The sequence below is a fragment of the Azospira sp. MPR-E4 genome (assembly GCF_058809645.1).
This window is the reverse complement of sequence record NZ_JBXAST010000059.1, coordinates 1-20,149: the sequence shown is the minus strand read 5'-3', so window position 1 is coordinate 20,149 and position 20,149 is coordinate 1. Positions and strand designations below refer to the sequence as shown.

Here is a 20,149-nt window from a genome sequence, read left to right as displayed (position 1 = left end):
GGAGAAGTCTGGATGAATTTCCCTTGGGGCGGGAGGGGGACTTAAGGTTGGCTTAATCCTGGCTGCCAATACTGGCTCCCACATTCACTTTGGGAGACACCTCAATGAACCGCTTCAGACCCCTGGCCATAGGCGCTGCCCTGGCCTTCCTGGCCGGTAGCACTCTGGCTGCATCGCCCACTTCTCCTGCCGAACTGCAGGCAGCCTGGCTGGCGGAGGCCCGGCAGTCCAATCCCGCCTTGCGCGCCTTTTCCGCCGAGCGGGGCCGCAGCTTCTTCAGCACTACCCATGGCAGCGACTGGAGTTGCGCTTCCTGCCATACCAACAACCCGGGCCAGGGCGGTTCCCATGCGGTGACCCGCAAGCTGATCGAACCCCTGGCACCGGCGGCCAATCCCCGTCGTTTCAGCGATGCCGCCAAGGTGGACAAATGGTTCGGCCGCAACTGCAAGGATGTGCTGGGCCGGGCCTGCACGTCCGAGGAGAAGGGCGACCTGCTGGCCTATCTGCTGACCGTGAAACCCTGAGGAGCGATGCCATGAAAACACTACAGAGCCTGTCCCTGGCAACGCTGCTGCTGGCCGGCGGCGCCTGGGCCGGCGACCATCGTTATGCCCTGTCTCCTACCTACGCGGCGGAGTGCGGCAGTTGCCACGTCGCCTATCCGCCGGCATTGATGGATGCTGCTGGCTGGAAGGTGACCCTGCAGCAACTGGAGCGCCATTTCGGCAGCGACGCCAGCCTGGAGTCCCAGGCCCAGCGGGAGATCGCCAGCCTGCTGCAAGCCCAGGCCAGCACCCGCAGCGCCCATGAGGGCAAGGGAGCGGCGCCGCGCCTGACCACCACCGCCTGGTTCCAGCGCAAGCATCGGCCCGAGGAGCTGCGCGGCTACCCGCTGCCCAAGGTGCCGGCCGGCACCAGGGCCACGCCCATGGCCCAGTGCCAGCAATGCCATCGCCGGGCCGAACAGGGCGATTTCGGCGAAGGCTCCCTGCAGCCGGCCGATGGCCGTCGATGAGGAACCGCCATGACTATCCATGAGCAACAACGTTTTGCCGCTGCCAACGCGTCGGATTCCTCCCCCCGAAAAATCCTGGTGTGGGACGTGCCGGTGCGTCTGTTCCACTGGAGCCTGGCCCTGGCCTTCACCACCGCCTTCATCACCAGCGAGTCGGAGCGCTGGCAGCTGATTCACATCGCCAGCGGCTACGTGGTGGCGGTCCTCATCGTCTTCCGCCTTCTATGGGGGCTGGTGGGCAGCCGTTACGCCCGCTTCAGCCAGTTCGTCCGGGGCCAGACGGCGATCCGCGAGTATTTGCTCGGCATGCTGCGCTTGCGCCCGCCGCACTACACCGGCCACAATCCCGCCGGCGCCCTGGCCGTGCTGGCCCTCCTGGGCCTGGGCCTGCTGACGGCCGCCACCGGCTGGATGACCTTCAACGAGGTGGCCGGGGACTGGCTGGAAGAGGTCCATGAAGGCGTGGCCTCCGCCATGCTGGGGCTGGTCTTCGTTCATGTGGCAGCCGTGCTGTGGAGCAGTCTGGTGCACCGGGAAAACCTGGTGGCTGCCATGTGGCACGGTTACAAGCAGGGCCGGCCGGAAGACGGCATTGCCCGCCGTCACCTGCCGGTGGCCGTGGGGCTGCTGGCCCTGATCGGCGGCGCCATTGCCCTGGCGCTGGCGTGATTGGATAGGGCGCACACCATAAAGAGGTCCGGCAGCGATCATGCGAATTCTCATCGTGGAAGACGACCAGGCCCTGGGGGAAGGCATCCAGATGGGCCTGCGCCAGGGCGGCTGGCAGGCCGACTGGGTGCAGGATGGCGAGGCCGCCGGCCATGCCCTGGCCAGCGAGCCCTTTGCCGCCCTGGTGCTCGACCTGGGGCTGCCCAAGGTGTCCGGCCTGGAGGTGCTGCGCCAGCTGCGGGCCCGGGGCGATGCCATGCCGGTGCTGATCCTCACCGCCCGGGATGCGCCGGATGACGTGGTGGCCGGCCTCGATGCCGGAGCCGACGACTACATGATCAAGCCCTTCAACCTGCAGGAACTGGGCGCCCGCCTGCGGGCCCTGACCCGCCGCCGCGGCGGCCGCGCCGTGCCGGAAATCGTCCATGGCAATCTGCGCCTGGACCCGGCCGGGCGGCGGGTGACCCTGGCGGGGCAGGCGGTGGAACTGTCGGCCCGGGAATTCGACCTGCTGCACGAACTGCTGGCCCAGGCCGGCCGGGTGCTGACCAAGGCCCAGATCGAATCCCATCTCTATGCCTGGGGCAGCGAGCTGGAATCCAATGCCATCGAGGTGCACATCCATCACCTGCGGCGCAAGCTGGGGGCCGACCTGATCCGCACCGTGCGCGGCGTCGGCTACCTGATCCCCGAAGCCGGCCGGAGCCCGGCGCCATGATGCGCACCTATTCCCTGCGCCTGCGCATTCTCTTCGGCATCCTGGCCGCCGTCGCCCTGGTGTGGAGCGTGGTCGGGGTCATCGCCTACCGGGAGGCCCGGCACGAGGCCGAAGAACTGCTCGATGCCCACCTGGCCCAATCGGCCACCCTGCTGTTCGCCTTTCTCGGCGACGAGGCCGACGACATCGGCGAGCGCCTGCCCCGGCATCGTTACGACAAGAAGGTGGCCTTCCAGGTGTGGGAGGGCGAGCGCCTGCTGACCCGCTCCCCCCGGGCGCCCGACAGCCGTCTGTCGCCGCGGGAGGAGGGCTTTTCCGATGTGCATATCGACGGCAAGGCGTGGCGCGTCTTCAGCGTGCGCGATGCCCGCCGCCACTACCTGATCCAGGTTGCCGATGCGGCCGAAAGCCGGGCGGAGATCAGCAACGAGGTGGCCAGCCATCTGCTGCAGACCATGGGCGTCGGCCTGCCGGTGCTGGGCCTGGTGCTCGGCATTTTCGTCCTGCTGGCATTCCGCCCCCTGTCCCGTCTCGCCGATTCCATCGGCGCCCAGGCGCCCCAGCGGCTCCAGCCCATATCCCTGGCCGAGGCCCCGCGGGAAGTGGTGCCGATTCTGGAACGTCTCAACCGTTTGTTCGAACAGGTCCGGCGTGCCCAGGACGATGAGCGCCGTTTTACCGCCGATGCGGCCCACGAATTGCGCACGCCCCTGGCCGTGCTGCAGACCCATGCGGAAGTGGCCCAGGCCGCCGGCGACGACGCAACCCGGCAGCGGGCCCTGGACCATCTGGTCAGCGGCAGTCGCCGGGCGGCGCGGCTGGTGGATCAGCTGCTGACCCTGGCGCGGCTGGACGCCCAGGCCGAATTGCCGGACCAGGAAGCCTGCCCCCTGCGCCGCCTGGCGGTGGAAACCGTGGCCTCCCTGGCCCCGGCCGGCTTCGACAAGGGGGTGGAGCTGGAGGTGGAAGAGGGGCCGGAAATCAGCGTCACCGGTTCGCCCCTGCTGCTGCAGGTGCTGCTGCGCAACCTGCTGGACAACGCCATCCGCCATACGCCCGCCGGTGGCCGGGTGCTGGTCTGCTGCCAGGCGCAGGGGGACGGCGGTGCTGATGCCGTCCTGCATGTGCGCGACAGCGGCCCGGGCATTCCCGCGGAGCAGCGCCAGGAGGCCCTGGCCCGCTTCCGCCGGCTCGATCCGGGCGCCGGTGACGGCCACGGCCTGGGCCTTTCCATTGTCACGCGGATCGCCGAACTGCATGGCGCCCGCCTCAGCCTGGGAGCCGCCGCCGATCTGGGGGGACTGGACGTGGCGATTGCTTTCCCGGGCCGTGCCCGGCAGCCGTCTCCTCCCCTGGGTGATTGACTAGCTGACTTGAACCAGTGCGTCATGCACACTGAGTGATCCCGTCCCATTCCCGCAAGGATGACTGTGAATACCTCGCCCATTGCTGCCTCCTATATCGATGTGGACCTGCGCCAGGTCATCTACGCCCTTTCCGACGCCCTCGACCTGGTGGGCATCGACGACGTGGCCCACGGCAAGCGGGTGGGCATCATGGCGGCGGCCTGCGCCCGGGTCATGGGGCTGGACCGGGGCGACACCACCTTTCTCTTCGACCTGGGGCTGCTGCACGACATCGGCGTTTCCTCCACCCGCACCCACAATCACCTGGTCAGCGAATTCGACTGGCAGATGTCCCAGGAACACTGCAACGTCGGCTGCGAGCTGCTGCGGGACTTCGGGCCCCTGGCCGCCATGGCCGAGCCGGTGCATTACCACCACACCCACTGGCAGGACCTGCAGGGGCGGGCCGACGTCTCCCGCCAGGTGGCCGAGCAGGCCAACCTGATCTTCCTGGTGGACCGGGTGGATGCCCTGACCGCGCCCTACTACAGCAGCGGCAACGTGCTCATGCAGGCGCCGGCCATCCGCCAGAAAATTCGCGACAGCGCCGGCACCTTCTTCGCCCCGGAGCTGGTGGAAGCCTTTCTCCAGGCCTCTGCCGCCGAGGCCTTCTGGCTGCGCCTGGAGCCCCGGGGCATCCAGTCCGCCCTGGAGGACATGCTGGCCCAGGGCCAGCCCTGCCGCGCCTCCCTGGCCCAGCTGAAGCAGCTGGCCGGCATCTTTTCCCGCATCGTCGATGCCAAGAGCCCCTTCACTGCCGAGCATTCCCTCGGTGTCGCCCGTCTGGCCCGGCATCTGGCCGAAGCCATGGGCGTGCCCCAGGCCAATTGCGAGCGCCTGGAAATCGCCGGCCTGCTGCACGACCTGGGCAAGCTGCGGGTGCCCGACGAGGTGCTGGACAAGCCGGGCCAGCTCGACGAGCGGGAACGCAAGATGATCAACGCCCACAGCTTCGAGACCTACCAGATCCTGCACCGCATCCGGGGCTTCGAGGAAATTGCCGCCTGGGCCTCCTACCACCACGAGGAGCCGGACGGCAGCGGCTACCCCTTCCACCTGACCGTGGACGCCATGTCCCGGGAGGCCCGCATCCTGCGGGTGGCGGACATTTTCCAGGCCATGGCCCAGGACCGTCCCTACCGGGCCGGACTCTCGGCCGATGCCGTGCTGCAGTTCCTCCAGGAACTGGGGCACCAGGGGCGCATCGATGCCGAGGTGGTGGCGGTGGCGGCCCGGGACATGGCGGCCGCCATGCGGGCGGCCCGGCCTGCCGCCGCCTGATGCCGTCGGAGAGCGGCTCCGGTGCTTGGCCCGAATGGGCCGGGAATGCGACCATGACGCCATTGCGGCGTCGTTAGAAAAGGTGAATGACGATGGATGTGGTCTATCTGGTCTACGGCCTGGCCTTCCTCCTCATGGGCGTGGTCATCGTCGTCCGCTACGACCACCGCAGCCATCTGCAGCTGTCCCGCATCCTGTGGATGCTGGCGGCCTTCGGTTTCGTTCACGGCTTCCTCGAATGGACTGACCTGTGGCGCGAAGTGCGGGGCGACGTGCCCTGGCTGGCCGCGACGCGCCCCTTCCTGCTGCTGCTTTCCTACCTTTTCCTGTTCGAGTTCGGCCGCAACCTGGTGCTGGCCTCCCTTGCCCCATCGCCCTGGCAGGCCCGTGTACGCTGGCTCCTGGGGCCCTGGCTGTATTTCCCCATGCTCCTGGGCGTCGCCCTCGGCGCCGGCCTCAGCGCCGCGCCGCTCCTGGGCATGACCATCTGGTCCCGCTACCTGGGCGGCTTTCCCGCCAGCCTGCTGACCGGCATCGGCTTCTACCTCTACTGCCGGCAGGTCCTGCTGGAGACCATGCCGGCGGCGGAGCAGCGCTCCATCCGCCTGGCCAGCAATGTGGCGGCCGGGGCCTTCATCCTCCATGCCGTGCTGGGGGGCATCGTGGTGCCCCGGGCCGACTGGTTCCCGCCGTCCCTCATCAACCAGCAGACCTTCCTCGAACTGTTCCACGTCCCGGTGCAACTGCTGCGGGCGGCCTGCGCCGTGCTGGTGGCCCTGGCGGTGATGGGCCTGCTGAAGATATTCCAGCTGGAGAGCCTGCAGCGGCTGCAGGATGCCCTGGCGTCGGCGGAGCAGGCGAGCCGGGCCAAGTCCGAGTTCGTCGCCAACATGAGCCACGAGCTGCGCACCCCCATGAACGGCGTCCTCGGCATGGCCCAGGTGCTGCGGGAAACGCCCCTGGACGAGGAGCAGCGGGAATACGTGGAGGTCATCAACAGCAGTGGCGAATCCCTGCTGGCCATCATCAACGACATCCTGGACCTGTCGAAGATCGAAGCCGGCCGGCTCGACCTGGAGAGCCGGGACTTCGACCTGGGGCAGCAGCTGGCCCAGGTGATGGAACTGTTCGCGCCCCAGGTGCGGAGCAAGCGCCTGGAGATGCACCTGCATGTGGAGCCGGACGTGCCCCTCAAGCTGCGCGGCGATCCGGGGCGGTTGCGCCAGATCCTGGTCAATCTGGTGGCCAACGCGGTCAAGTTCACCGCCCGGGGCGAGATCACCCTCTCGGTGTGGCGGGAAGGGGAGAGCGGCGGCAACGTCATTCTGCGCTTCGCCGTCAGCGACACGGGCATCGGCATTCCGGCGGAAAAGATTCCCCAGCTGTTCGCCCCCTTCACCCAGGTGGACGGTTCCATCGCCCGCAAGTTCGGCGGCACCGGCCTGGGGCTTTCCATCAGCAAGCACCTGGTGGAAATGATGGGCGGCTGCATCGGCATCAACAGCCAGGCCGGCCAGGGCGCCACCTTCTGGTTTACCGTGGTGCTGGCCCGGGGCGAGGCCTAGGCCGGCACCGCCACCGTTTCAGCCGGCGTCCGGATAGAGCCCGCAGAGGGTGCGTACGGCGGCCCGGATCGCTTCTGGCCGGGTGTTGCCGAAGCCCATCAGCAATCCCCGTGAGGCGCCGGCCCCGGGCACGACCCGGTAGGCCGACAGGGGCGTGACGCCGATGCGGTGGGCGCGGGCGGCGGCGGCCAGGGCCAGGTCGTCCACCCGCCCGGGCAGATGGGCCAGCAGGTGCAGCCCGGTGGCCGCATGGGTGACGGAAAACCGCGCTTCCCCGGCTTCCCTGAGGGCCTCGAGCAGGGCGGCCCGCCGCTCCCCGTAAAGGGCCCGGGTGCGGCGGATGTGGGCGCCCAGGTGGCCGTTGCCGATGAATTCGGCCGCCGTGGCCTGGATCGAGGCTGGTACCCGGTGGTCGGTGCCGTTGCGCACCGTCTGCAGCACCTCCACCAGTTCGTCGGGCACCACCAGATAGCCCAGCCGCAGGCCCGGGGCCAGCAGCTTGCTCAGGGTGCCGATGTAGATGACCCGGCCGTTGCGCGCATCCAGGGCCTTCAGCGCCGGGGTCGGCGCCCCTTCGTGGCGGAACTCGCTGTCGTAATCGTCTTCCAGGATGAAGGCGTTGGCCTCGTCGGCCCATTGCAGCAGGGCCAGGCGGCGCTCCAGGCTCATGGTGACGCCCAGGGGATACTGGTGGGAGGGCGAGACCAGGGCCAGCCGCGCCTCCGGCGCCCGCCGGCGGCCGTCCTCCACGTCCAGGCCCGCCTCATCCACCCGGATGCCCACCGCGGTGACGCCGGAGAGGACCAGGCTGCGGTAGGCGGCGTCGTAGCCGGGGTTTTCCACCCACACCGAATCCCCCGCATCGGTCAGGGCCAGGGCGGCGATGGCGATGGCCGCCTGGGCGCCGGGGGCGATGATGATGTTGTGCGGGCGGCAGACCACGCCCCGGGCGGCGCCCAAGTATTCGGCCAGGGCCACCCGCAGGGCCAGCAGCCCCTGGGGCTCGCCGTAGGACAGGTCGGGGGCCGGATGGCGGCGCCAGAAGCGGCCGTCGAGGCGGCCCCAGAGGGCGTAGGGAAAGGCATCCAGGGCCGGCAGGCCCGGCGTCAGGGGCCAGGCGGCCTGGGCCATGGACATGGAGTCGGGGCCGCGCAGGCAACGGGCGCGCTGGGAGCCCGGCGTGCTTGCGGGGGCTGCCGCCGGCGGCCGTGGGGCGGTGTTCCTGGCGGAAGCGGCAGACGCGATCGAAGCGCTGCCCCCAGGAGCCGGTGCCCGGGCCGGGCCGGCGGCGTGGGCTGCCACATAAGTCCCCGATCCCTGGCGCGCCTCGAGAAAGCCTTCGGCGATCAGTTGCTCGTAGGCGCCGGAGACGGTGATCCGGGACAGCTTCAGTTCCGCCGCCAGCACCCGGGAGGCGGGCAGGCGGATGCCGGCCTGCAGGGTGCCGTCCGCCACCCCCTGGCGGAAGAAGCGCACCAGCTGCTCGCGCATGGACAGCCGGCTGCCCGCTTCCGGGGTGAAGCGGTTCCAGATCGGATAGGCGGTGGCGCGGGTTCTCATGGGGAGTTTCTCAGCTTGGTGGGAAGCGCAGTTCGGTGAACGGGGATCGGGAAAGGCGGCGTCGGCAGCGGCCGGAGAAGCGCGGCAGGCGACATCCGGCACTGTCCGGGCAATGGCAAAGTGGTCTTATTAATTATCAAAAGTGGCAATTTATACAAGGCCATTTTGCCGCCACACTGGCGGGGCTGACAAGGCCAACCGACGCCCCAGGAGACCGCCCGTGAACACCCAATCCCTCAAGCCCGCCGACCTGCTGCACCCCACTGTGGCGGCCCTGATCTCGGTCATCGTCAATTACGGCGGCACCTTCATCCTGGTTTTCCAGGGCGCCAAGGCGGCCGGCCTGAGCCCGGAGCAGACCGCCTCCTGGATCTGGTCCATTTCCGTGGGCGTCGGCTTGACCGGCGCCTGGCTGAGCTACCGCTACCGGGAGCCCATCATCACCGCCTGGTCCACCCCCGGCGCCGCCTTTCTCATCGCCGTGCTGCCGACCACGCCTTATGCAGAAATGATCGGCGCCTACATGCTCTCCGCCGTCGGCTTCATGGTGCTGGGCATCTCCGGCTATTTCGAGCGGGTGGTGAGGATGATTCCCCCCGGCATCGCCGCCGGGCTGCTGGCCGGCATCCTGCTGCGCTTCGGCATCGGCGCCTTCGGCGGCGCCGGCATGGACCCGCTGCTGGTGGGGGTGCTGGTGCTGACCTATGCCCTGCTGCGCCGCTTCACCGCCCGCTACGCCATCGTCGGCGTGCTGGTGGCCGGCATCCTGCTGCTGCTCGGGCTCGGCCAGGCCAGCTTCACCGGGGTCTCGCTGAAGCTGGCCCTGCCGGTGTTCACCACGCCCGCCTTTTCGGTGAACGCCCTCCTCAGCGTGGCCCTGCCGCTCTTCGTCATCACCCTTACCGGCCAGTACATGCCGGGCATGCTGGTGCTGCGCAACGACGGCTTCAAGACCAGCGCCAGCCCCATCCTGGCGGTGACCGGGCTGGGCTCCCTGCTGATGGCTCCTTTTGGTTCCCATGCCTTCAACGTCGCCGCCATCACCGCCGCCATCTGCACCGGCAGGGAATCCCACGAGGAGCCGGGCAAACGCTACATCGCCGGCCTGGCCTGCGGCGTGTTCTACACCCTGGTGGGCATTTTCGGCACCACCCTGGCGGCCCTCTTCGTGGTGCTGCCGCCCGCCTTCATCACCACCCTGGCCGGCCTGGCCCTGCTCGGCGCCATCGGCGGCAGCCTGGCCACGGCCCTGGTGGATCTGCGGGGGCGGGAAACGGCCCTGATCACCTTTCTCGCCACTGCCGCCAACGTCACCCTGTTCGGCCTGGGGGGCGCCTTCTGGGGCCTGCTCGCCGGCCTGGCGGCCCACGCCCTGATCCACGGCGACCTGCGTCTCCTGCGCGGCATGCCCCGCCTGGGCCAGTCCGCGGCCGGGGAAGGGCGCTAGGCCGGGCGGGAACCAGCAATGGGCGCCGGGGCTGCCGGCGCCTCGTCCATCAGCAACAGAGAAAGGCAACGAGAGATGAACAACCCAAACGATCTGCCCCGGCCGCCATACGACAAGGCCACCGGAACGCTGGGTCGCACCGACCCCGAAGCGGCCCGCCACGTGGCTGCCGAACATGCGCGGCAGCGGGATTCGATCGAGCTGATCGCCTCGGAGAACATCGTCAGCCGCGCCGTCCTGCAAATGCAGGGCTCGGTGCTCACCAACAAGTACGCGGAAGGCTACCCGGGCCGGCGCTATTACGGCGGCTGCGGCCCGGTGGATGGGGTGGAAGCCCTGGCCATCGCCCGGGCCAAGGGCCTCTTCGGCTGCGCCTACGCCAATGTGCAGCCCCATTCCGGCAGCCAGGCCAATCAGGCCGTTTATCTGGCCCTGCTGCAACCGGGCGACACCATCCTCGGCCTGGGCCTGGCCGCCGGCGGCCACCTGACCCACGGGGCGCCCATGAACCAGTCGGGCAAGTGGTTTCGCGGCGTCGCCTACGGCGTGCGGGCGGACGACCACCGCATCGACATGGCGGAGGTGGAACACCTGGCCTATGAACACCGACCCAAGCTGATCATCGCCGGCGGTTCCGCCTATTCCCGCATTCTCGATTTCGCCGAGTTCCGCCGCATCGCCGACCGGGTCGGGGCGCGGCTGCTGGTGGACATGGCCCACTTTGCTGGCCTCGTCGCCGGCGGCGCCCATCCGTCGCCCCTGCCTTACGCCGACGTGGTGACCTCCACCACCCACAAGACCCTGCGCGGGCCCCGGGGCGGCCTCATCCTGAGCAACGACACGGCCCTCGGCAAGGCCATCGATTCCGCCGTTTTTCCCGGCCTGCAGGGCGGCCCCCTGATGCACGTGATCGGCGCCAAGGCGGTGGCCTTCGGCGAGGCCCTGCAACCGGAGTTCCGCAGCTATGCGGCCCGGGTGGTGGAAAACGCCCAGGCCCTGGCCCAGACCCTGGCGGCCGGCGGCCTGCGCATCGTCTCCGGCGGCACCGACACCCATCTGGCGGTGGCCGACCTGCGGCCCCTGAATCTGACCGGCAATGTGGCGGAAAAAGCCCTGGAGCGGGTCGGCATCACCCTCAACAAGAACGCCATTCCCCACGATCCGCAAAAGCCCATGGTCACTTCCGGCATCCGCGTCGGCAGCCCGGCCGGCACCAGCCGGGGCTTTCGCACCGCCGAGTTCCGCCTGATCGGCGGTCTCATCGTGCATCTGCTCGAAGCCCTGGCCGCCAATCCGGAAGCGCCGGACCCGGCGGTCGCCGCTGCGGTCCGGGCCCAGGTGGCTGAACTGTGCCGCCGCTTTCCCTTGCCTTACTGAGGCTGACTCACGTACCCGGACCTTCATGCCGCGGCGGTGAGCTGGCCTGGCACCTAGGCGCAGCCTTCGCAGAAGGCGTAGGGCCGTTCGCCGTCGCCCTGCAATTGCAGGCGCCCGTCGTGGCGCAGCAGCATGCCCTGGCGCACCATGGTGCTGACCGAGCGGGAGAGGTGGCCGGCGCTGCAACCGATGCGCCGGGCCAGCAGGTGCATGGGCAGGGTGGCTTTGCCGCTGGGCTTCTGCCCGCTCCGGATGCCGTTTTCGCCGCAGCGCAGATAGCACAGCAGGCGGTTGTTGGTGGGCATGGAGCGGCCGTGTTCCCGCTCCCGTTCCAGGGCCCAGATGTGGTTGGCGATGCTGCTGGTGAGGGCCTTGCGGAAGAGGGGCAACTGGGCGATCAGCTGGTCCACGATGTCCAGGGGAAGCTGCAGCACTTCGGAATAGGTGACGGCGCGGATGCCGTAATCCTGCCGGGCGGCCTCGCCTTCGGCGGCGGGGCCGGCGGCCAGGGCCTCGGTGCCGAACAGCTCCGATTCGGCCAGCAGGCGCAGGGAGCGTTCCCGGCCTTCCGCATCCGTCACCGCCAGTTCCAGGCGGCCGTGGCGGACCACGAACAGACTTTGCCTGCGGTTGTGGCAGGACTGCCACAGGGTGCCCGGGGCCCAGCGTTCCCAGCTGACCCGGTGGGCGATCTTGGAGTCCTGCAGCACTTCCTGCAGGACTTCCATGAGCGTTGGCGAGGCGATGCTCTCACCTGTCGTGATTTCCATGTCCAACCCCCGTTGATGTCGTCTTGGTTTTTTTGTGCAACGGGCGAAAGATGGCGTCTGGCAAGCGATGGCGCGGGGGTGGCGTGGGGGGCGGATTTTCTCCTTGCAATCCAGTACCTTGGAAAGTCGAAAACTTGATGTGAATCAAGTTTCACAAATTCATGCCGGCAGGATGCCGCCGCGGTGTCGCGAGCCGACTGCCGGCATGGCGGACCGGGGGCGCCGCCGGCAAAAAAAAACCGGGCGCCGGGCCCGGTTTTTGGCAGCGCGCGAAGCGCCTTATTTTTCCACGAAGGCCCGCTCGATGACGTAGTCGCCGGGGGTGCCGATGTGGGGGGAAACCTGGAAGCCCAGGCGGTCCAGCATGGCGCTGGTGTCGGCCAGCATGGCCGGGCTGCCGCAGAGCATGGCCCGGTCGGTTTCCGGGTTGAGCTGGGGCAGGCCGATCTGGGCGCACAGCTTGCCGCTTTCCAGCAGGTCGGTGAGGCGGCCCTGGTTGCGGAAGGGTTCCCGGGTCACGGTGGGGTAGTAGATCAGCTTTTCCCGTACCAGCTCACCGAAGAACTCATTGTTGGGCAGCTCGTTCTCGATGAAGTCGGAGTAGGCCAGTTCGCTCACCGTGCGCACGCCGTGGATCAGCACGATCTTGTCGAACTGCTCGTAGGCCTCCGGGTCCCGGATCACGCTCATGAAGGGGGCCAGGCCGGTGCCGGTGCCCAGCAGGTAGAGGTGCTTGCCGGGTTTCAGGTCGTCCAGCACCAGGGTGCCGGTGGGCTTGCGGCTGACCAGCATCTTGTCGCCCGGGTTGAGGTGCTGCAGACGGGAGGTGAGGGGGCCGTCCGGCACCTTGATGCTGAAGAATTCCAGATGGTCCTCGTAGTGGGCGCTGGCGATGCTGTAGGCGCGCATCAGGGGGCGGCCCTCCACTTCCAGGCCGATCATGACGAACTGGCCGGTGCGAAAGCGCAGCCCCGGGTCCCGGGTGGTCTTGAAGCTGAACAGGCTGTCGTTCCAGTGATGCACGCTGGTGACTTCTTCGTGGATGAACGAGGACATGGCAGGACTTTCGCGGATCGTGGGGACAAAGGTGACGGGAAGTTGGAACGGATTCTAGGGGCCGGGTTCATATAGATGAATCGAATTAAATTTATATAATCCGTCAGATAAATTGATAAGCAAGGCCCCTCGCCATGAAATTCACCCTGCGCCAGTTGGAATCCTTCGTCGCCGTGGCCCGCCAGGAGAGCGTCTCCCGGGCGGCGGAGAGCCTGTCCCTGTCCCAGTCGGCGGTGAGCATGAGCCTCAACGAACTGGAAAAGCAGTTCGACACCCGCCTCTTCGACCGCCACGGCAAGCGCCTGCAGCTCAACGAACTGGGGCGCCAGCTGCTGCCCCGGGTGCAGGCCCTGCTGGACCAGGGGCGGGACGTGGAGGCCCTGCTGCAGGGCGAGGGGGAAGGCGGCCCCCTGCGCCTGGGGGCGACCCTGACCATCGGCAACTACCTGGCGCCCCTGCTGCTGGGGGAGTTCATGGGCGGGCGGCCGGAGGAATCCCGGGGCCGGGTCCATCTGGAGGTGCATAACACCGCCACGGTGATCCGCCAGGTGGCCAATTTCGAGCTGGATTTCGGCCTCATCGAGGGCGTCTGCCAGCACCCGGATCTGGAAGTGTCGCCCTGGATCGAGGACGAGCTGGCGGTCTTCGCCGCTCCGGACCATGCCCTGGCGGGCAGGCAGGACGCCACGCTCGAAGACCTCCTCGCCGAGCCCTGGATTCTGCGGGAGCCCGGCTCGGGTACCCGCCAGACCCTTGAAGGGGCGCTGGGTTCACGGCTGCCCCGGCTGAAAGTGGCGCTGGAACTGGAACACACGGAGGCCATCAAGCGGGCCGTGGAAGCGGGCCTGGGCATCGGCTGCATTTCCCGCCTGGCCCTGAAGGAGGCCTTCCGCCGCGGCAGCCTGGCGGAACTGCCGGCCCCCGGGCTCAATCTGCGGCGCCAGTTCCACTTCATCATCCACCGCCAGAAATTCCGCACCCGGGGCATCCAGCATTTCCTCGACCTCTGCCGCCGGGCCGTGGACGGCATCCAGCGCAGCGACCAGATCGTGCTGTGCCGGGCCGACGGCTCGGTCATCGATTACCGCTAGGGCAGGGCGGCGCGACCCCGGGCGCAGCAGCGGCGGGGCTTGGCGCAAGACGGGGTGTGAAGCAAGGCAGGGAAGGGCGCCGGCAGTCGCCGCTGCGGGCATGCGGGCCGCCCGGCGGGCAGCCGGCAGGAACGGCTAACGGTAGTGGATGGCCAGCCAGACGGTGGTCTGGTCCTGGGCGGTCCAGTGCACCCGGTGGCGGCGGTGGGGGGCGATGTGCAGCCAGTCGCCGGGGGCCAGGCGGCGCGGCTCGGCCTCGTCCTCGAACTGCAGTTCGGCGGCGCCGCTGAGCAGGGCCACCCATTCGCCGTCCTCCTGGTCGTACCAGAAACCGGGCGGGCTGGACTGGCCGGTGGAAACGATGCGCTCGAGGCGAAAGGCACCGCCCGCCAGCAGCGCGTCGAAGCGCTCTCCGTCGAGGGGGCCGTCGGGAACGGCCAGCAGATTGCCCCAGGGGGCGGGTGCGTCCATGGCGCCTGTGCTTTCTGCCCCTTGGCTGCCCCCGGCCTGGAGCGGCCGGCCGGGGCGGGTCGGGGCGGAGGGGCTGGAAAGCCCCTTAGCCGTCGATGCGGACCACGTCTTCCGGTTCGAATTCGTCGGGGATGGTGCCGTCGCCGATGCCGGTGACCATGGCGGCGGTGGTGTCGGTCAGCTTGACGAAGTATTCGGCGCTGATGGGGTCGAAAAACTTCTGGCCGATCTCGATCTTGTCGAAGGTGCTGCGGCGCTGCGTGCCTTGGGTGCTCATGGTGTGCCTATGGATTTGCAGGTGGGGAAAGCGCCGGCGGGCGCCCCGATTGGTTTCTGGGCCCGGATTCTCTCACAACGGCGCCATCTTTGCCGCTGCCGGACCGCCGTCGCCGTCTTCATTCTAGGCGAGGCGGCAGCGTCGTTTAAGGACGATTTTCCGCCCCGGCCCGGGCGGCAGGCCATGGCTGCGGCAGGTTCTGGCTTCATGCCGACGGGATGGCCGGTGGGCGGCGCCGGGCCCGTTCCCGGCTGGGGCCGGTCCTGTCCGCCCGAACCTGTTCCGGGCGTTCGCGGAAAGCGGCCGTGCCCGCTTCCCCGCGCCCGCCCCTGTCTCAGCCCGGCAGCGGTTCCCCGAGCGCCAGGGCCAGTTTCAGCCGTTGCACCGCATCGCCCACCATGCCCGTTTCCAGATTGCCGTAGCCCAGCACCAGGCCGTTGCAGCGCACCGGGGGCCGGGCGTAGTGGCTGAGGGGGCGCGGGCCCAGGCCCAGGGCGGCGGCCCGGGCGGCCACGGCCCGGTCGTCCTGCTGGGGCGGCAGTTCCAGCACCAGATGCAGGCCGGCCTCGCCGCCGCCGAGTCGCAGGTCCGGCCCCAGGGCGGCGCTGAGGGCCTGGCGCAGGGCCGTCTGGCGGGCCGCGTAGCGGGCGCGCATGCGGCGCAGGTGGGCGGTGTAGTGGCCGCGCCGGATGAAGTCCGCCAGGGCCCGCTGCTCGATGCCCTGGCCGGCCCGGGTGGTCTGGGCCGCGGCCAGGGCGAAGTCGGCGGCGATGCCCCGGGGCAGCACCAGATAGCCCAGACGCAGGCCCGGGTAGAGGGTCTTGCTGAAGGTGCCCACATAGACCACCGGCGCTTCCTCCTGCAGGCCGAAGAGGGCCGGGGGCGCCGGGCCGGCCCGGCGGAATTCGCTTTCGTAGTCGTCCTCGACGATCCAGGCGCCGGCCTGCCGGGCCTGCTCGATGAGGTCCAGCCGGCGCCCCAGGGGCATGACCCGGCCCGTGGGGTACTGGTGGGAGGGGGTGAGGAGGATCAGCCGGGGCGGCCGTTCCGCCCAGTCCGCCGCCGTCGGCGCCATGCCAGCCTCGTCCACCGCCACGTCGTGCAGGGCCAGGCCGGCCAGGCTCCAGGCGATGCGGGCCGCCTGGTAGCCCGGGTTTTCCAGCCAGGCGGTGTGGCCGGCGTCGGCCAGGAAGCGGGCGCACAGGTCCAGGCCGCTCTGGGTGCCGCTGGTGATGACGATCTGCTCCGCCGCCACCGGCAGGCCCCGCACCGTGGTCAGGTGGCCCGCCAGCTCCCGGCGCAGGGCCGGGTCGCCGCCGTGGGCGGTGTAGCCCAGTTCCCGCCAGCTCACCTCCTGCCAGGCCCGTTCCAGGCAGCCCCGCCAGGCGCGGAAGGGAAAGGGGCCGTAATCCGGAATGCCCGGGCTGAAGGGCAGGGGCGGCGCATGGGGTACGACGGCGGGCTGGCGGGCGATTTCGGCCCGGGCCGACAGCCCCGGCGAAGGCGGGGCCGGGCCGCGTTGGGAAGGCCCGTCGGCGGCGGCGCCCAGGGCGGCCAGGGGCGCCACCCGGGTGCCCTGGCGGTCCGCCACCAGGCAGCCTTCGGCCGTCAGCTGCTCATAGGCGAAGAGCACCGTGTTGCGGGCGATACCCAGGGAATCGGCCAGGGCGCGGCTGGCCGGCAGGCGCGTGGCCGGGGCCAGGCGGCCGCAGAGAATGGCGTCCCGCAGGCGGTGGTAGAGCAGGCGCTGCCGGGGCATGGCCTCGGGCAGGGGCGGGGCCAGCAGCCAGTCCAGTTCCATCGTGGCTCCATGAATAAGGTGTTTGGTGGCGCTACAGAAGGTACCACGCAAGCCTTAGGCTGGCCCTGTTTCCATTCACCGGAGCTTGCCGCCATGCGCGAATCCCAGCCTTCCCCAAACCCTTCCGGCCCTTCCGCCTCTTCCAGCCCCTCCGCCCGCACCCGGGTCCTGCGCCGGCCCCAGCGGGCCGCCTACGACCTGGCCAGCGTCGCCACCATCGTGGATGCGGGCCTGCTGTGCACCGTGGCTTTTCAGTGGGAGGGCAGCGTACACGCCATTCCCACCCTGCACTGGCGCGAGGGCGACCACCTCTACCTGCACGCCGCCAAGGCCTCGCGCCTGGGCCAGGCCCTGCTGGCTGGGGAGGCCTGCGTCAGCATCGCCCTGGCCGACGGCCTGGTGCTGGCCCGCTCCGCCATGCACCACTCCCTCAACTACCGCTCCGTGGTGATCTACGGCCGCTTCGAGGCGGTGACCGCGCCGGAGGAAAAGCACCGGGCCCTGCGGGCCTTCATCGAGGGCCTCTACCCGGGGCGCTGGGAGGGCCTGCGGCCCATGACGGCCAAGGAGGTGAACGCCACCGCCGTGCTGCGCCTCTCCCTGGCCGAAGCCTCGGCCAAGGTGCGCCAGGGTGGCCCCAAGGACGATGCGGAGGATCTGGCCTGGCCCGCCTGGGCCGGCGTCATTCCCCTGCAACGCCGCCAGGGCGAGCCGGAGATGGAGGCCGACAGCCCCCTGGCGGAAGCGCCCCCGACCCGCTTCGGCAGGCCGGGGCAGAATGGGGCGGGTGTGGCGGGTGTGGATTAGGCGGCAAGCCCGCTCCCGGGCGGGGCCCGGCGGGCAGAAGGAGGATTGGCGGAAGCCCGGAACCGGACCTCAGATGGCCTGGTCCGGCGTCTCGCTACCGGCCGGGCCCAGGTGAGCCTCGGCCATCTGCTCGGCCACGGCCCACAGGGCGGGGGAGCCCTTCTCGATGGGCGGGCGGCAGCGCTGCTTCACCTGCTCCAGGGTGACGGCACATTCCACCCAGGTGCCGCCCTCGGTGGCGGCGTTGTGCAGCATGGGCTGAAAGCGGTCCAGGGCCTTGGCGAACCTGGCGTCGTCGCTCTCCGCCGCCTCGAACTCGAACCATAGTTCGCGGAACTCTGCCGCCTGGGCTTCCGGCAGCAGGCCGAAGAGGCGCTCCGCCGCCAGCCGCTCCCGCTCCGCCTGCCCCGCATGGGTTTCCGGTACATGGAAGGGCACGTCCCCCGCGTCGATCTCCACGATGTCGTGGATCAGCAGCATCTTCACCACCCGCAGCACATCCACAGTTCCCGCCGCATGTTCCGCCAGCACCAGGGCATAGAGCGCCAGATGCCAGGAATGCTCCGCACTGTTCTCCCGCCGCGAGCGGTCAAGCAGTGGCGTCAGCCGGACCACGCTTTTCAGCCGATCGATTTCGCGGAGGAAGGTGAGTTGTTGGGTGAGGGTGGGCATGAGGCGAGGGGGAGTCAGGGTGGGCGAGTCTATCAGAGCTGTTTTGGACTCGCACATGGAAGCGACGGCTTACGTACCGTAACAGTGTTTCGCCCCTGAACTTACTCGAAAGAGGTTTTCAAGCTACAACGGTTGTTCGGATAGGCATGTATGTCCGTAGATCATCGATCTTGCTGATGTTCAGCTGCTGACTAGTACGCGGCAAGCGGTAATTATCGCATTTCCCAATATTAGAAAAGACGTGGGAAGAACTCGAAAGGCGAGGCAATCGCGGCCAAATGAAATGGAGCACTTGCCTGATTGCTGGTCCTAAGCGTTGTAATTGTCGGGGTCGCTCATCCAATCCGGTTCAATGTCGCTAAAAAATACGTCGTGTGCCACCGGCAGCAATTCAACACCGTCCAGTGTTAGCCCATCTTCATCAATCTGGACAGTCACCAGCGCCTCGAATTCAATATCAACGAGGTAAGGAATTGTGGCGCTACCCATGTTCACGTAATCGCGATCAATGCTGTCAAATTTTTCAAAATTGAAGTAAAGGTTGAAATCCAAAGAGGCGACTCCACTAACCTTGATCACTGCCTGTCCATCATGTTGCGATATGGTGTCCAGCGTGGCACCGGTCCCATCAGGAATGTCGAGGCTGATATCGTCAACTGTTGCCTCAACCCCTGCCTCCTCAACCGCAAACTGGGAGTCGGCTTCGATATGGAGCTCAAATTTGTCCACCTGATGTCGTGCGGCATCTAGTACGGAAGCATAAAGCCCCACGGCATCCCCGGCTGAAAATAGTGTAGCGAGTCGTACTGCTGGCTCACGGGCTGCTCCCAGCCCCTGAATGGTTGACAGTGCATCAGCGAGATCATCGACCACAATGAGGTGCTTTGACTGGACGCCATAACGTTGCCAGTCCTTATCGTGTGCGACAGCCAGAATTTGTGTGTTGCGGTCCTCGGCCCATCCTTCTAGTGTTGAGAGTGCCACCGCATCAGGAAATTCTTGTTTTTTCTCGCCGGTTTCTGCGAACGGTGGTTCACCTGTCTCATAGCGGCGCATGACCTCACCAATTGAGGCAAACTCATCCTCAAGAATAACGTTTGCCCCGACGCGCTCAACCCAGTCGTCGAACCGTTTCCGGGCGCGCATATCATCATCTGCTGTTGCAAGCTCGCTTAGTACAGTCAGTTCTTCCTGATGCGACGAACTCAATGCTCGATGCTTGGCGGTATGTGTTAGTGCAGTGCGTAACGCCTTAGTCGCATCTGTTGCATTTCTCGCGAGATGCCGCTTCACCTCGTTAGCTACCGTGTTCGCTATGACCAGTTGAAATTCGCTCTCACGAAACTGCTCGAGCTGAGCGAGTAGCCCGCTTTCCAGCGCCAGACCGTTTTTTTCGAAGATAGACGTGTCAATGGTCAGCGCGGTGATTTGACCAGCGAGGATTCGATTGTTGATTTTCTCGTCCATGAATGTTGGCTTTTTTTACCAGTGAAGATTGATTCTCGCACGGCATTAATTAAAAAATTCCCTATTTTTGATTATCGAAAAGTCCATACGCTCGGGACGGTCATCGGCTGCCATTCCAGCGGCGGAATGGCAGCTTATTTTTGGGGACTGCCATCTGGATGTTTGATTACAGATTCGATGAAGGTCTCTTCTTGGCCTATAGCAATCTCCTAATGAAAATCCCGACTCCGGGTCGCCAGCCGGCCCAGCAGCGGCGTCAGATCCACCAGCCGCTTGGCCACCAGATGGGTGACGCCGTGGCGGGATTCGAGTTGGCCGTAGACGCCCAGGAGGCGGGCGGCCAGGGTTTCGCGGCGCTGTTTTTCCACCAGTTCGGGGCGGAGGATGACGTTGATGGGGCCGGTTTCGTCTTCCATGGTGACGAAGACGATGCCGCTGGCGGTGCCGGGGCGCTGGCGGTGGGTGACGATGCCGGCGGCCCGGGCCAGTTTCCTGTCCGGCGCGGCCCGCAGTTCGGCGGCGGTGATGAAGCGGCCGGCCGTGAGGCGATCCCGCAGCAGGGCCAGGGGGTGGCGGCCCAGGGTGAGGCCCAGGGTGGCGTAGTCGGCCACCAGGTCTTCGCCTTCCGTGGGAGTCGGCAGGGGCGGCGGCGCTTCCACGGGCGGGGGCAGGGCGGCGAAGAGGTCGCCCTGGGTG

At 67.9% G+C, this 20,149-nt stretch carries 20 protein-coding genes; 11 read left to right on the top strand and 9 right to left on the bottom strand.

Annotated elements, in window-relative coordinates; genetic code table 11:
• The first annotated feature begins 104 nt into the window (after positions 1–104).
• From AC1RTA_RS14135 to AC1RTA_RS14105, 7 genes are all read left to right on the top strand, one after another.
• Positions 105–527, top strand: coding sequence for a DUF1924 domain-containing protein (locus tag AC1RTA_RS14135; protein ID WP_492785065.1), 423 nt, complete (start codon positions 105–107; stop codon positions 525–527).
• Between the two features lie 11 nt (positions 528–538).
• Positions 539–1,018 carry a diheme cytochrome c gene (locus tag AC1RTA_RS14130; protein WP_492785064.1) on the top strand — a complete coding sequence of 160 codons (480 nt, stop codon included), beginning with the start codon at positions 539–541 and terminating at the stop codon, positions 1,016–1,018.
• A gap of 9 nt (positions 1,019–1,027) precedes the next feature.
• Positions 1,028–1,687 carry a cytochrome b/b6 domain-containing protein gene (locus AC1RTA_RS14125; protein ID WP_492785063.1) on the top strand — a complete coding sequence of 220 codons (660 nt, stop codon included), beginning with the start codon at positions 1,028–1,030 and terminating at the stop codon, positions 1,685–1,687.
• Between the two features lie 40 nt (positions 1,688–1,727).
• Complete coding sequence (locus tag AC1RTA_RS14120; RefSeq protein WP_014237305.1) at positions 1,728–2,405, top strand: response regulator transcription factor; 678 nt, start codon at positions 1,728–1,730, stop codon at positions 2,403–2,405.
• Complete coding sequence (locus AC1RTA_RS14115; RefSeq protein ID WP_492785062.1) at positions 2,402–3,769, top strand: ATP-binding protein; 1,368 nt, start codon at positions 2,402–2,404, stop codon at positions 3,767–3,769. The genes AC1RTA_RS14120 and AC1RTA_RS14115 overlap by 4 nt, the downstream gene beginning before the upstream one ends.
• 60 nt (positions 3,770–3,829) lie before the next feature.
• Positions 3,830–5,092 carry an HD-GYP domain-containing protein gene (locus AC1RTA_RS14110; protein ID WP_492785061.1) on the top strand — a complete coding sequence of 421 codons (1,263 nt, stop codon included), beginning with the start codon at positions 3,830–3,832 and terminating at the stop codon, positions 5,090–5,092.
• Between the two features lie 86 nt (positions 5,093–5,178).
• Entirely contained in the window at positions 5,179–6,657 is a 1,479-nt protein-coding gene (locus tag AC1RTA_RS14105) for a hybrid sensor histidine kinase/response regulator (RefSeq protein WP_157870618.1), read from the top strand.
• 18 nt (positions 6,658–6,675) lie between these two features.
• Here the strand turns inward: AC1RTA_RS14105 and pdxR (AC1RTA_RS14100) are convergent, their stop codons facing one another.
• Positions 6,676–8,217 (bottom strand): MocR-like pyridoxine biosynthesis transcription factor PdxR, encoded by a 1,542-nt coding sequence (gene pdxR / locus AC1RTA_RS14100; RefSeq protein WP_492785060.1) that lies wholly within the window; start codon positions 8,215–8,217, stop codon positions 6,676–6,678.
• A 220-nt stretch (positions 8,218–8,437) separates the two neighbouring features.
• On the opposite strand from pdxR (AC1RTA_RS14100), the gene AC1RTA_RS14095 reads away from it, so the two are divergent.
• Positions 8,438–9,664: a benzoate/H(+) symporter BenE family transporter gene (locus AC1RTA_RS14095; protein WP_492785059.1), complete on the top strand. Its 1,227-nt coding sequence runs from the start codon at positions 8,438–8,440 to the stop codon at positions 9,662–9,664.
• 75 nt (positions 9,665–9,739) lie between these two features.
• A complete protein-coding gene (gene glyA / locus AC1RTA_RS14090; RefSeq protein ID WP_492785058.1) occupies positions 9,740–11,041 on the top strand; it encodes a serine hydroxymethyltransferase in 1,302 nt (433 codons plus the stop codon).
• Between the two features lie 53 nt (positions 11,042–11,094).
• On the opposite strand, the gene AC1RTA_RS14085 is transcribed toward glyA, so the two are convergent.
• Entirely contained in the window at positions 11,095–11,811 is a 717-nt protein-coding gene (locus AC1RTA_RS14085) for a Crp/Fnr family transcriptional regulator (RefSeq protein ID WP_492785057.1), read from the bottom strand.
• A gap of 279 nt (positions 11,812–12,090) precedes the next feature.
• Entirely contained in the window at positions 12,091–12,867 is a 777-nt protein-coding gene (locus tag AC1RTA_RS14080) for a ferredoxin--NADP reductase (protein ID WP_014237313.1), read from the bottom strand.
• Between the two features lie 134 nt (positions 12,868–13,001).
• On the opposite strand from AC1RTA_RS14080, the gene AC1RTA_RS14075 reads away from it, so the two are divergent.
• Entirely contained in the window at positions 13,002–13,958 is a 957-nt protein-coding gene (locus tag AC1RTA_RS14075; RefSeq protein ID WP_492785056.1) for a LysR family transcriptional regulator, read from the top strand.
• Between the two features lie 135 nt (positions 13,959–14,093).
• On the opposite strand, the gene AC1RTA_RS14070 is transcribed toward AC1RTA_RS14075, so the two are convergent.
• The 3 genes from AC1RTA_RS14070 to pdxR (AC1RTA_RS14060) form a co-directional block, all read right to left on the bottom strand.
• Positions 14,094–14,429 (bottom strand): cupin domain-containing protein, encoded by a 336-nt coding sequence (locus tag AC1RTA_RS14070; protein ID WP_014237315.1) that lies wholly within the window; start codon positions 14,427–14,429, stop codon positions 14,094–14,096.
• A gap of 85 nt (positions 14,430–14,514) precedes the next feature.
• Entirely contained in the window at positions 14,515–14,706 is a 192-nt protein-coding gene (locus AC1RTA_RS14065; RefSeq protein ID WP_014237316.1) for a hypothetical protein, read from the bottom strand.
• 334 nt (positions 14,707–15,040) lie between these two features.
• Positions 15,041–16,507, bottom strand: coding sequence for a MocR-like pyridoxine biosynthesis transcription factor PdxR (gene pdxR / locus AC1RTA_RS14060; protein ID WP_492785055.1), 1,467 nt, complete (start codon positions 16,505–16,507; stop codon positions 15,041–15,043).
• 93 nt (positions 16,508–16,600) lie between these two features.
• On the opposite strand from pdxR (AC1RTA_RS14060), the gene AC1RTA_RS14055 reads away from it, so the two are divergent.
• On the top strand, positions 16,601–17,314 hold the full coding sequence (locus tag AC1RTA_RS14055; protein ID WP_492785054.1) for a pyridoxamine 5'-phosphate oxidase family protein: 714 nt from the start codon (positions 16,601–16,603) through the stop codon (positions 17,312–17,314).
• A gap of 69 nt (positions 17,315–17,383) precedes the next feature.
• Here the strand turns inward: AC1RTA_RS14055 and AC1RTA_RS14050 are convergent, their stop codons facing one another.
• The 3 genes from AC1RTA_RS14050 to AC1RTA_RS14040 all read right to left on the bottom strand — a co-directional run.
• Positions 17,384–17,986, bottom strand: coding sequence for an HD domain-containing protein (locus AC1RTA_RS14050; protein ID WP_492785053.1), 603 nt, complete (start codon positions 17,984–17,986; stop codon positions 17,384–17,386).
• A 309-nt stretch (positions 17,987–18,295) separates the two neighbouring features.
• Positions 18,296–19,453, bottom strand: a complete 1,158-nt coding sequence (locus AC1RTA_RS14045; RefSeq protein WP_492785052.1) for a PIN domain-containing protein — start codon at positions 19,451–19,453, stop codon at positions 18,296–18,298.
• A gap of 209 nt (positions 19,454–19,662) precedes the next feature.
• The coding region (locus AC1RTA_RS14040; protein ID WP_492785051.1) for an OB-fold nucleic acid binding domain-containing protein at positions 19,663–20,149 on the bottom strand (487 nt) is incomplete at its 5' end.